A 10672-nucleotide genomic window follows, 5' to 3' on the forward strand; every position below is an offset into this window, starting at 1 on the left:
CTCCGGTGCTCGCGTTATTCGGGTTTCGGCGTAAAAAACTGGTCTGCGCCGATGTAGCACTCGTCGGGAGCTTCGGGCCACTCGCGGCGACACGATTCGAACTCGCCTTGATTCCACAGCCGCAGCCACGTCATGCCCTCGTCAGCGTCGAGCGCGAACTGAATCGCCGCGACCGACGCGCTGTTGCCCACCGGCGGTTGCGCGGCGACCTCCACCTTGCAGGCGGCCTCGATGTCGGCAAGCGCCTTGATTTCATGCTCGACATAGGCGCGGTCATACGCCTTGTTAGTCAGCATGTGCGCAAGCGCCTCGCGCCACACCGAGGTATGCGTCGAGACCATTTCGGCGATCGACTGATGGCCCTTCAGGTGCCCGCCGGCTTCCAGCAGCGCCCAGCCCTTGACGAGCGCCTGGTATTCGGGGAACTGCGTCACGTCCACGTCGAACGCATTGCGCATGAAGCGCGCGGCGCCCTCGTTGCTGATCCGGTGCTTGTTCAGCGTGTCGCCGGCGGCGTCGTAGAACGCCATCGCGATGTTGCAGTGCCAGCCCCACGCGATGTCACCATCCGTCTTCATGGCTGCCTTCAGCGTGTTCACCGCTGCTGTGACCGAAAAACGCGAGCCCGATGTGGCAGTTAGCTTCACGCCGTCGCCCACCAGGACGTAGAGCGTGTTCTGCGTCTGGACGACGCCCGTCGTCACGTTGGCCCTGACGATCGGCGAAGTGCGGACGAACCCCGCGTTTCCGAGCGTCGGATGGTTGTCGACATAGCCGTGCAGTCGGTTGTCGATGATCGACCAGTCCCGGATCTCGACGCGCGGCTTGGCAGTCTGTTCACTGACCTCCTGCCAGCCCTCTTTTTCGGTGTGCTGAATTGCCACCGGCTTGTGACCGCGCGCGATCAGTTGCTCGGCGGTCATGGTGGTCCAGTCCTGTGTATCGCTCATGCTTCCCTCTGTTCGTTTGAATGATTCGATTGTCCCGACGCAGCGTTGGCGTCGCGACGCGCTTTCTCGGCTCCCTGCTCCCAATGCATGCCGAGCGCGTTGCAGATGGCGCGAAACGCGTTATCCATCGCGACGCCGCTATGTGCCCGCGTGTCGAGTGCAAAGTGATAGTCCTGGATCGCGGCGCGGATCGCCTGCATGTGCGGAACCGTGTTTTCGAAATAGGCGTTCTTGTGAATCCAAGCACCGCGCAACCGTCCGATGTCCACCCGATAGACCAGCGCCATCTGATCGGGCACGGGCAAAGGCTGCTGCACGCAATACGCATCCGTCAGGCGCTTGAGCGAATGCGGGAAGGCCGGGATCGGGTCGTCGGTGCAGGCATTGAAGTCAGCCGGCGCCTCGAGTTGGCCCGTGAACGCCTCGAGGAGCATCTTCTGCACCTCAACCAGACGTTGCAGGGTGCGCATGTGCTGGTAGGCCCGCGTGCGCTCCACGGGCACGTCGGTGCGCTCCATCAGCACGCGGGCGCGCTCGACCTGCGCGTCGTGGTTGGCCTTCCAGTGGTCGCGCTCACGTTCGAGCTCGGCGATCCTGTCTGCCTGTGCTGTCTGGGGATGAATGCCCGCGAACACGGCGCCGCAGTCGATGCATAGGTAGCCCGACTTCACAATCTCATTGCGAGCGTCCACGATTCGGTGAGCGCACGATGCCGGCGCGGCAGATTCCGCAGCCGGCGCGTCATCAATGCGCTCGACCGTGTAGCCGCAGTTGCTTGCGACGCGCGCCTTATTCTCGGTATGGACAGGATATTCCCGGCGGTTGCCCTGCGTCACGCGCCAGGTGCCTTCTTTCTGTTCGCTCATCGCTTTTCTCGAAATTGGAACGGATAAGTCATCCGTGAATTAATCGAGCCGGCGCAGTGCCGGCCCGGTCCTACGGTGCTACTCAGGTGATCGACGTCATGTCGCCTGACGACAGATAGCCGACGCGCTGCACGTTGCAGCCGGGGCACGTTGAGGTCAGGACGAGCGTTGAGCTGCCGGGAATCCCGGTGCCCGTATCAGGCTCACCCGCGAGGATCGTCGAACAGCTCACGCTATCCTCACTTAGGTCTTCACCACAATCACACGAAAAACCAGCCATACGCTTTCTCTCTTCTACAGGTTCAAGTCTAAAGACCGATCACTGGACCGCGCGCAGTCTGCGCATGAGTTCCTCGATCGACACGTTCTCGCTGGAGACCCGACCCAGCAACCCGAGAACGGGCAGCTTGACCAGGAGCACCAGCGTCGACCAGAGCCGCGCGGGCGCCGTTACCGGGCGCGCGAAGCAAGGGACGATCAGGTTGAACAGCAGGATCTCAGGCAGCGTGAGAAAGGCCCACACCGTCCCGAGCCAGAGGCTGTTCAGGTAGTTCTTGTTCTTCCCAAGGCGGTATTGATGAAAGCTCGGGGTCCATGACATAGCGGTTCCACTCCTGTTGATCGAATGCGAATGTGCGGCGGTTGCGCTGGTCCTGCTCGCGCTCGGCGCGTCGATGGCCGGGGACGCTCCGGTGCTTCTGCGGCTTCGGCTGCTCGATCAGTTCGGGCAGCACTTGCCTGCGCGTCGCGTCGCGTGCCTCACGCATGCCCTGCTTTGCCAGCGCGTCGCAATGGTTGTTGACCCACAAGCGGGGTTCTTTCCCGCTCGTGTGGCCCTTGACGTGTCTGAAGCGCACCGTGGCGCCCTTGAGCTCCAGGAGCGTCTTCAAACCCTCAACCAGAATTGTCTCGTCGGGTTGCAGGACGCGCTTGCCCTCGAACGCGAGAATGGCCGCCTGACAGTCGGTCTGCGCGAGGATCGCGTCACCCGGCAGCGCGACGCCATGCACGAACGCCAGATGCACGCCGTTCATGATCGCCATCATTTCGGCGACGTTGTTATTGCGCGAGAGCGACTTGAACGGGCCACCGCCGGACTCGCGCTTACGCTCGGACACGGCCCAGTAGCCGAAGCCGCCAGCGCGCGTCTGCGGGTCGTATGAGGCATCAGCGATCACAGTCACAAGCATGGCTGCCCCTCGAACGGTTGCCAGCTGTTGATGACGACGAGCTCCATGTTGTTGAGCGCCTCGAGATCCTTCATGATCCGTCTGAGGTCTTCGAACCCGGTAATCGGCGCATCGCGCTCGATCTGAGTGCAGGCGACGCCCTGCGTGCTCTTGCCGTCCGCGCGCCAGTAGGTGTAGGAGACGAAGTAGCGGCGCTTCATTCGACACCCGCCTTCGCCAGCGCAGCGCGCGCCTGGGCAGCCGGCGTGTCACCGGCGACGTCCCGCGCGCTGTCGCAGTCCAGGTAGCGCTGGAGGGCCGCCACGAGCTCGTAGTGGCTGTTCCAGCACTTGACCAGATGCGCGGCGTTCGCATCGCGCTCCTGGTGGCTCATGTCGAGCCCGGTCGTCGCCATGAAAAGCTGCGACTGCGCGTCGCCGTTTGTGAACTGGTGGAACGGGCCGCCCTTGATAACACCCAGCTTGCCGAGCGTGAGCGGCCCTTTCGTGTGTCCAGCCATTACGCAACCTCCATTATCTTGAGAGCCTGGTTACGCAGTCCCCACGCCTCGATCGGCGCCGGCGCGCGGGACTGCGGGAACACCATTTCGGTGCCCTTTCGAAGATAAACAGTCGAGGTTGGAGAGGTGTCGGCAAACTGAACGAGCCCGAGCAGCACCGGACGATCTGGCACGATCAGCGTATGGATGTCGTCCGTGCCCACCCAATACGAATCGTTGTCCGAGCGGGCCAGGTGCGCTACTGCACTCCTTCGCAACAGTCCAACTGCGCCCGCGCCGATGCGGATCTTCGTCTGCGGCTCGTAAATGAACCTGTCATAGTCCGAATCGACGCCTTCAGTGAACGTCTCGTGAACGAGCTTTCCAGCGAGCACCGTGCTTTCGAAGGCGTAGCGGTGCGTGTGCGGGGTCACGAGAATGGAGCCCGGCGTCTTCCCTATTCGAGCCGGGTCGATCAAATACAGCTTGACCGTGAGCTTCGGCGAGCGGTGCAGGCAAAGATAGTCCATACCCTCGACGTGGTGATTCAGCGCCGAGTGCGCGGCAACTTCCTGCGGGTTCAGCTCCTCGAGCATCTGCTTGAATGAATGGCGGTTCACGACTTGACCTCCTCGACCGAAAGAATCTCGAAGCCGAACTCCGGGTCGCGGTTGCCTTCGTGGTCTTCGCGGTCGTTAAACCAGAAGCGCACACGCACGCGATGCAGGCCGAGTTTCTCCAACAACCCCTCGGTGCTCACGTTGAACAGTTCGTCCGTGACGACGCCCATGCGGCCGTAGTCGTTGATGACTTCCTGCACCTGCTCGGGCGGGTCGATCCAGTGCACGTCAACGCCATGCTCGTGCTCGGCCGCCGGCAGGACAGCGAAGAAGGCATCGAACTCCTCGCCGTCGTGCGGCCATGGGCGGGTCGTGAAGTCGTTGCACGCCTCGACGCGCACGGTCACGCCCTGCATCTTGTCCAGACCGCCCGATTCAGCGGTCTCAGCCGGGACGTTAACCGCTTCGGTGGTTGCACCAAGCACGCCCACACCGAAACGCACGGCGCGCGCGACGTTGGTCACCTGGCCTTCGTCGTCACCCCATACGTTGACCATGACGCGGTTCGACTTCGGACGCTCGACGGGCTTCGATACGAGCATTTCGGAAAAGGCGATCGGGCTCACGCTGCCACCTTACGGCGCGTCGGCTGCACGCACGACCAGTCGCCCTGCCCACGCTGATAAAGGGCGATGAATTTCTTCGCCGCTTCGACCGGGTTTTCATCCAGAATCTCGTCGCGCTGCGCGCCCTCCGGCTGGCGACCCCAGCTCCACATGTAGTAGCGCACGTTGTCGCCGCTCCTGCGGTTGTGGATCGGGCAACCCGCGATGTCTACCGCGCGGCGCGATTGGACTATCGTCCATTCGTCCGGGGTGAGCCATTCCTGCACCCGGCCCTCGGACGGCAGGTAGCTGTTGCGCGGTTCTTGTTCGAGCTCCAGCTCGATCTGCACGCCCGCGATGCCCATGCCAACGCTCGTGTCCAGATCGCCGATTTCGTCTTTTGCGGTCGGGCCGAGCGACACCTCCGCGAGCGAACCCGCTGTCAGAAGGTTATGGAGGCGCAGGAGAACTGGCACGCGACCGATGCCCGCGCGACCGCGGACGATAACTTTTACCTTGCTCACGCTGCTACCTCCTCAAGAATTGCGGGAACCGGCGTGATGTTCGCCGGCCCAAAGAAGCCCATCGCACGCGCGGCGAAGTAGGCTTTCATCATGACTTCCACGTCGTATAAGGCGGCGTGGGCCTGGTCGGGGTCATATTCAACGCCGCACGCGAAAGCAAGCTCCCCGAGATTCGGCAGCTTCCCGAGCGGCGTCGCCCAGCGTGCGTCCGCGCACGTATCGATCGCTTCGAATTTCGGCACCGCGACACCGACGCGCTGGAACTCATGGGCTGTGAACGGGAAGTCAAACCCGATCCCGTTGTGCGCCACCACGTAATCGCACTTGGAAAGCACATGCGCGAGGTTCGGCGCAACCTTCTCCCACGTCGGCTCGTGCGCGAGCACGTCGAACGTGATGCCGTGCACGCGCTGCGCGTCCGGGTCGATCGAGCGCTGCGGGTTCACTCGTTGAACGTATTGACCCAGGCGCTTGCCGCTGTCCAGGTCATAGAGAACTGCGGCTACTTCGATCAGTCGATGACCGGCAGCCCAATCGAGACCGGTGGATTCGACGTCATAGCCGGCAATGATTCGTGGCATCTGCTTCACCTCGTTATGTAACTCATTGATTACTTATTATAGTGCGCGGGAATTGGACCGCGCACTTATTTGCTGCTCAGAACGAATCGACCATTTCCGCATGCAGCAGGAACATGTTCAGTGCAGGCTGATTAACGTCGATGGCCCAGATAGGATGCTCAGCGTTGCCCATGTTCTCGACGCCGGTGATTCGCATGTCGTGCGACTGGTGGATCGCTTCACGGCTGGTCAGGTGCAGTTGCTCATAGCCGTAGTCGTTGAGGCGAACGCGTTGGCCGATTAATGGCTTCGTGTTCATGGCGTCGGCTCCCACACCTCGATGCGGTTCACGTCGTCCAGCTTGGCCCAGAAGCGCACGCTCTTTTTGATCGTGCGCCCGTTGATTGCCACCGGGTTCTGCTTCGCCTTCAGCCAGAAGGTCACGCTGTCGAAGTCGGCGGCGCCCTTGCGAATGAAGATGCGGTCGATGCTCAGCGTGGCGAGCCGCGGCATCGTCAGCGGGTGGCACATTCGGTGATAGTCGTGGCTCTCTTCGGGAAGCGTGCCATCGGACATGCGCCACTTCGTGCGGCTGACCGTGTTGATGCGCTCCTCTTGCCTCGCCTGCCAGAAGTTGGGCAGCAGGTCAAAAACGCGCGTGATGCCGGCCGCGGTGCGCAGTCCTTCGTTGCGGTGCTCATCGAATAACTGGAATGTCCAATCTTCGGCGACGATGATCTCGGTGCCCAGGCGGGGAATGTGCAGGCGGCTCATGGCGTCAGCGCCCGTTGCACGACGGCTTGCTGGTGCGCGCGGCGCTCGAGTTGCTCCTTCAGCTGACCGTGCTTGCTCAGGAACTTGAGCACGCGGGCGAGGAAAATCTCCTTGTCGGTGGCTTGCTCGCGCAAACCGAGATCACGCGCCGGCGTGTTCCAGCGTTCACCAAAGAGGCCGTATGCGTCCTCGAATTCCAGGCGAAACAAAACCGCCAGCGCATCGATACGCGTCTGCCCCGCGAACGACGGCCACGGTCCCATGCTCTGATCGCATTCGGTGCGTTTGACTCCAAGACCGAGCTCCTGAAACTTCGGGTGCAGCGTCAACCAGCCGGCGGCGCATGCGATCGTGCCGCAGCTTGAGCCCTGGTCTTTCGTGCGCCAGCGGTTCAGGGCAAGGTTGTCGTCGGGAATGCCGTCGATGATGGCGTAGGCGTCTTTCAGCAGTTCAAAGTTCGGTGCGGTCATGGGTTCTACCCTGTTCTGATTGCGATTCGGTCATTGTCCCGACCGGGCATTGGCGCCCGGTCGGATGCAGCAGGTGTTACGCGTTAGCGTTCGCTTGCTGGTTTGCGACGTTGCCCACGAGGCCGACCGGGAAGCTGAAGGCAGGCGCGTTCTCGACGACACCGCCGACCGGAATCTGTGCGTTCAGCGCAGGCGTCACATCACCCGACAGACCCTTGAACGTGTCCATCGCGCCCTTCAGCGCTTCGTTCGGCAGGGGCGGTTGAGCCATTCCCGCTTCGAACTTCGCCGACTGCTGTTCGTTCAGCTTGATCGGTGCAGTCTTTGCGCGCTTCGGTAGGATCTCGCGCAGCTTGTCCGCGTGGTCGTAGATCATCTGTGCGATTTCCGCCGTCATCAGGTCGGTCGGCTCGGTGGTCGCGTCGGTCAGCGCCTGTTTCACGAGGGTCTTGAGTTCTTCCAGGCGCGTCAGTTCGCGCTGATGCTTCTGCGCGTCTTCCTTCTTCTCGAAGGTCTGACCATCGGTCGTTTGGTAAGCGGCGGTCACGATGCGTTTCAGTGCGGTCATGGTGTCTATCCTTATAGGTAGTGAAAAATCGGTCCCCCGCTGGCGGGGATTTTTGGGTTCTGCAAAATTTTGACGGGCACCCAAAGGCGCCCTGTCGGATTCGTTACAGCTTGACGCGGGCGCTCTCGCGCAGCACGTCCACCAGCTGCATCGTGGACATTTCGATCAGCAGCAGGTCGCGGTGGCGCGCGGGGTCCACCTTGCGCAGCGAGCCGGGCACGGCCATGTTCACGCGCTCGATCGCCTCGACGAGCTCTTCGCGCAGCTGGAGCAGCAAACGCGGCTCGGCCAGCGTCTTGTGCGGCGAGAACATGCACGAAATGCTGTCGTTCACCATCACGCCGGGGATGTATTCCACGATGTGACCGGGGAAGTGCGCGCTCTCGAACAGGAAGACGCCGCCGCCCTTGCGCGACTGCGCGAAGATCGCCTTCTTCTCGTCGTCGGTGCGGTTTTCGAGCTCACCGAGGATCGTGTAGAGCTTGTCCTCGTCGCTCACGATCCGAATCTCGTCGGCGCGGTTAAGCAGGCTCTGGACGTCGAGCCGGATATTTGCTGTGGTGCTCATGGTTCCCTTGTGTGATAAGTGACTGGTTACTTACGAGTATGGTCGCGCGAAATGATCGGAGTTACAGCGGCTGTGCGCCCGCCATGTCCCGGAACTTCTTCGTCGTCGTCAGGTAAAGACGCAGCGCGGTCGCCGGCGAGCCGTCCTCGACCTGGATTTCCTTCACTGCGAGCGGCGTGCCGGGCTTCTTCAGGCTCGTCTCGACCACGATGCCGCCGACCGGCCAGCGCACGACTGCGACGATCTCGCCGATGACGGTCACCGAGCGCATGGACTCGCCGAGCCCTGCCGGATACTCCTTCTGCGCCGCGCTGATGAGCTCCATCGATTCCTTGCTCACGAGGCCCGCGACGCCGCCCCAGAGCCCTTGCAGCGCCTGGTGGTAGCCGTAGCTGGTCATCTTGCCCTGACGGACGGCCAGGAACGCGCGCTCGATCTCCTCGACCGTCTTGCGCTCGAGCTCCTCGCGGATCGACGGCGGTTCGCTGTTCAGCGCCTGAAGCGCCGCGGTTTGTTCGGGTGTCATGCCGCCACCAGTGCGAGGCCGCCTGTCTTCTTCGCCGGGACGATCACGCCCACCTTCACGCCCGCATCCTTCAGCGCGGCGTTCAGATCAGCGACCGGCAGCGCGGGTAGTTGAGGCTTCGGTGCTGTCATGTTGGCCGGCAGGAAGCCTTCGACCTCGGGCCACATTTCGATCAGCTTCCTCAGAGAGGTCGTGGAATAGACAGTGCGTTTGATGCTATCGCGCAATGCATATTTCTTTTCATTCACCGCGTCGCGCTCCTCGACGATTTCACGATAGATGCGGTAGAGCTCCGGGTCTTCGATCGAAATGAAGCCGGTAGTCGTTGCCGAGCGAAACGGCATGGCCCGCTTGACCTCAATGTTGTGTTCATCGGCGAGGCGGCGGCGGCTACTGCCTTGCTCACGGAAGCACAGGCGGAAATTGTTGGTGAGATTCAGAAACTCAGCGGGCGCCTTGCGCGCTGCCTTCTCCTCAGCCTCGCTGACTACGGAGCGGTAGCAAACCATCGCATGTGCCGCCAGCTTCGCTTTGATCGCCTTGAAATCGGCGTCGAACGCGCCATGCATTGCGTTCTTGACGATCTCGTCGCGGGAATAGTTGCTGAGCTTAACGCTGTTCGACATGGCGAACTCCTCTAATTGTTTGATTAAACAGGGAAAATCAACACTTAGAAGTGTAGTCTTCCCTGTTTGGAATGAGTAACTAATTACTTATGTTACCCGACAAACTCAATGCAGCACAAGTCCTGTCTCGTGCATGGCTTCCATCTTTGCGCTGTGTCGGGAGGCCGACTTGCGCACCGCCTGCGACACCGCGGCGACCCGCTGATCCAGCTCCGTGCAGGCGCGCGGGATCTGGAAGTGGTCGCACTTCAGCATCCCGTTCGCCATCAGACCCAGCATCAGGTTCGACAGGTGCTCGATGTGGATCGGGTTGGCCGGGGCCTTCCCTTCCTCATCGACCAGCGTGATACCCGGCTGCACCAGCACCAGCGTCGTGAAGTGCCGGTTGGCACACGCATAGCAGTCTGCGATGTAGCGCTGCACGTCGCCCGCGAGCCGGTAGGGCACGTTCGCCCGCGTGACGTCAGCCAGCAGGTAGCCGAGAAAGTCGATCGGTGAGCGGTCGGTGATAAACCGCACGCCGCTTTTCTCGTAGAGCCGGTCGCAGTCGCGCAGGATCTCCTGCTGGATGCGCAGGCGCACGTCGAACGGATAGTCGACCTTCGGATCAAGGCCCAGCCGCTCGAACGTCGCAGTCGCCCCGGTCGGCACGAACTTAACGCCGGTCTCGTCAGCGAACGCTTTGGCAAGCGTGGTCTTGCCCAGGCGTTGCGCGCCCGCAAGACCGTAGCTCATTGTGCCGCGCCTTCTTCCAGCAGCTCGCGCTCGGCGCTCACGTCACGGTCGATCGCAGCGTTCGAATCGAACGCGCCCTTCTGGTAGCGGCCCGCCTTCTTGTCCGTCAGCTTCTTGATGTTCGCGAAGTTGCACTGCTCGCGGCTGTAGCCGAGCGCGTCGAGCGCGATCTCGCCATACCACGAAGAGTCGCCCTGCTCTTCCAGCAGGTTCACCTTGTCGACCGGCTGTCCCAGCAGCGTCGGCACGATGCCCTCGATGAACTCGCCCGCTTCGGTGAACTGGCCGATTGCCGCGTGCAGCAGACGCAGGTCAAGACCTTCCGGGTTCAGGTTCTTCGCGACCTCTTCCGGCAGGTTCTGCATGAAGAAGTGCACGTCCTGCGGATCGCGGTAGCGGCCGGTGCCGATCGGGAACTTGAGCGCTTCGCCGGCCGACTGCATGACGTTGATCGCGTCGAGCGCCTTCTTCTGGTCCATGTCGCGACCGTAGTAGATCGCGCGCTTGACCTGATCGAGCGCCACGCTTGCGGCGATCGCCATGTTCAGCGCGACCAGCAGGGTAGCCGGGCCGAAGTTCAGGGCTTCCGGCTTGCTCTCGGTCGAGAGGACGGCGGCGCGGTAGTCGGCGTTGTTCAGGGTGTTTTGGGTCATGTGTTACTCCGTAGTTTCA

Annotated in this window: 20 protein-coding genes; all 20 read right to left on the bottom strand. The window is 62.1% G+C overall.

Features of this window, described 5'->3' with window-relative positions; translation table 11 throughout:
• Positions 1-14 precede the first annotated feature (14 nt).
• The 20 genes from AB6809_RS29630 to AB6809_RS29725 all read right to left on the bottom strand — a co-directional run bounded on the left by AB6809_RS29630 (position 15) and on the right by AB6809_RS29725 (position 10653).
• The gene (locus AB6809_RS29630) at positions 15-950 is read right to left on the bottom strand and encodes a hypothetical protein (protein ID WP_371027806.1); all 936 of its coding nucleotides are present in this window, start codon (positions 948-950) and stop codon (positions 15-17) included.
• Positions 947-1786, bottom strand: coding sequence for a hypothetical protein (locus tag AB6809_RS29635; RefSeq protein WP_371027807.1), 840 nt, complete (start codon positions 1784-1786; stop codon positions 947-949). Before AB6809_RS29635 ends, AB6809_RS29630 begins: the two co-directional genes overlap by 4 nt.
• A gap of 112 nt (positions 1787-1898) precedes the next feature.
• Positions 1899-2048 (bottom strand): hypothetical protein, encoded by a 150-nt coding sequence (locus AB6809_RS29640; RefSeq protein WP_371027808.1) that lies wholly within the window; start codon positions 2046-2048, stop codon positions 1899-1901.
• A gap of 87 nt (positions 2049-2135) precedes the next feature.
• Positions 2136-2339 (bottom strand): hypothetical protein, encoded by a 204-nt coding sequence (locus AB6809_RS29645; protein ID WP_371027809.1) that lies wholly within the window; start codon positions 2337-2339, stop codon positions 2136-2138.
• A complete protein-coding gene (locus AB6809_RS29650; protein WP_371027810.1) occupies positions 2314-3006 on the bottom strand; it encodes a ribonuclease HI in 693 nt (230 codons plus the stop codon). Before AB6809_RS29650 ends, AB6809_RS29645 begins: the two co-directional genes overlap by 26 nt.
• Positions 2997-3206 carry a hypothetical protein gene (locus tag AB6809_RS29655; protein ID WP_371027811.1) on the bottom strand — a complete coding sequence of 70 codons (210 nt, stop codon included), beginning with the start codon at positions 3204-3206 and terminating at the stop codon, positions 2997-2999. The genes AB6809_RS29650 and AB6809_RS29655 overlap by 10 nt, the downstream gene beginning before the upstream one ends.
• On the bottom strand, positions 3203-3505 hold the full coding sequence (locus tag AB6809_RS29660; protein ID WP_371027812.1) for a hypothetical protein: 303 nt from the start codon (positions 3503-3505) through the stop codon (positions 3203-3205). Before AB6809_RS29660 ends, AB6809_RS29655 begins: the two co-directional genes overlap by 4 nt.
• The gene (locus AB6809_RS29665) at positions 3505-4104 is read right to left on the bottom strand and encodes a hypothetical protein (RefSeq protein ID WP_371027813.1); all 600 of its coding nucleotides are present in this window, start codon (positions 4102-4104) and stop codon (positions 3505-3507) included. Before AB6809_RS29665 ends, AB6809_RS29660 begins: the two co-directional genes overlap by 1 nt.
• On the bottom strand, positions 4101-4670 hold the full coding sequence (locus AB6809_RS29670) for a hypothetical protein (RefSeq protein WP_371027814.1): 570 nt from the start codon (positions 4668-4670) through the stop codon (positions 4101-4103). The genes AB6809_RS29665 and AB6809_RS29670 overlap by 4 nt, the downstream gene beginning before the upstream one ends.
• Positions 4667-5173 (bottom strand): hypothetical protein, encoded by a 507-nt coding sequence (locus AB6809_RS29675; RefSeq protein ID WP_371027815.1) that lies wholly within the window; start codon positions 5171-5173, stop codon positions 4667-4669. The genes AB6809_RS29670 and AB6809_RS29675 overlap by 4 nt, the downstream gene beginning before the upstream one ends.
• The gene (locus tag AB6809_RS29680; RefSeq protein ID WP_371027816.1) at positions 5170-5754 is read right to left on the bottom strand and encodes an exonuclease domain-containing protein; all 585 of its coding nucleotides are present in this window, start codon (positions 5752-5754) and stop codon (positions 5170-5172) included. The genes AB6809_RS29675 and AB6809_RS29680 overlap by 4 nt, the downstream gene beginning before the upstream one ends.
• Positions 5755-5830: 76 nt before the next feature.
• Positions 5831-6052 carry a hypothetical protein gene (locus tag AB6809_RS29685; protein WP_371027817.1) on the bottom strand — a complete coding sequence of 74 codons (222 nt, stop codon included), beginning with the start codon at positions 6050-6052 and terminating at the stop codon, positions 5831-5833.
• Positions 6049-6507, bottom strand: coding sequence for a hypothetical protein (locus tag AB6809_RS29690; protein ID WP_371027818.1), 459 nt, complete (start codon positions 6505-6507; stop codon positions 6049-6051). Before AB6809_RS29690 ends, AB6809_RS29685 begins: the two co-directional genes overlap by 4 nt.
• Complete coding sequence (locus tag AB6809_RS29695; RefSeq protein WP_371027819.1) at positions 6504-6977, bottom strand: hypothetical protein; 474 nt, start codon at positions 6975-6977, stop codon at positions 6504-6506. Before AB6809_RS29695 ends, AB6809_RS29690 begins: the two co-directional genes overlap by 4 nt.
• Positions 6978-7053: 76 nt before the next feature.
• Positions 7054-7545: a hypothetical protein gene (locus AB6809_RS29700; RefSeq protein WP_371027820.1), complete on the bottom strand. Its 492-nt coding sequence runs from the start codon at positions 7543-7545 to the stop codon at positions 7054-7056.
• Between the two features lie 103 nt (positions 7546-7648).
• Positions 7649-8044, bottom strand: coding sequence for a hypothetical protein (locus AB6809_RS29705; RefSeq protein ID WP_371027821.1), 396 nt, complete (start codon positions 8042-8044; stop codon positions 7649-7651).
• Positions 8045-8174: 130 nt separating this feature from the next.
• Positions 8175-8639 carry a hypothetical protein gene (locus AB6809_RS29710; protein WP_371027822.1) on the bottom strand — a complete coding sequence of 155 codons (465 nt, stop codon included), beginning with the start codon at positions 8637-8639 and terminating at the stop codon, positions 8175-8177.
• The gene (locus tag AB6809_RS29715) at positions 8636-9208 is read right to left on the bottom strand and encodes an Nmad5 family putative nucleotide modification protein (RefSeq protein ID WP_371027823.1); all 573 of its coding nucleotides are present in this window, start codon (positions 9206-9208) and stop codon (positions 8636-8638) included. Before AB6809_RS29715 ends, AB6809_RS29710 begins: the two co-directional genes overlap by 4 nt.
• 162 nt (positions 9209-9370) lie before the next feature.
• A complete protein-coding gene (locus tag AB6809_RS29720; RefSeq protein ID WP_371027824.1) occupies positions 9371-10000 on the bottom strand; it encodes a hypothetical protein in 630 nt (209 codons plus the stop codon).
• On the bottom strand, positions 9997-10653 hold the full coding sequence (locus AB6809_RS29725) for a hypothetical protein (RefSeq protein WP_371027825.1): 657 nt from the start codon (positions 10651-10653) through the stop codon (positions 9997-9999). Before AB6809_RS29725 ends, AB6809_RS29720 begins: the two co-directional genes overlap by 4 nt.
• Between the last annotated feature and the right edge of the window lie 19 nt (positions 10654-10672).

The sequence above is a fragment of the Paraburkholderia sp. RCC_158 genome (assembly GCF_041355255.1).
Classification (GTDB): Bacteria; Pseudomonadota; Gammaproteobacteria; order Burkholderiales; family Burkholderiaceae; genus Paraburkholderia; species Paraburkholderia graminis.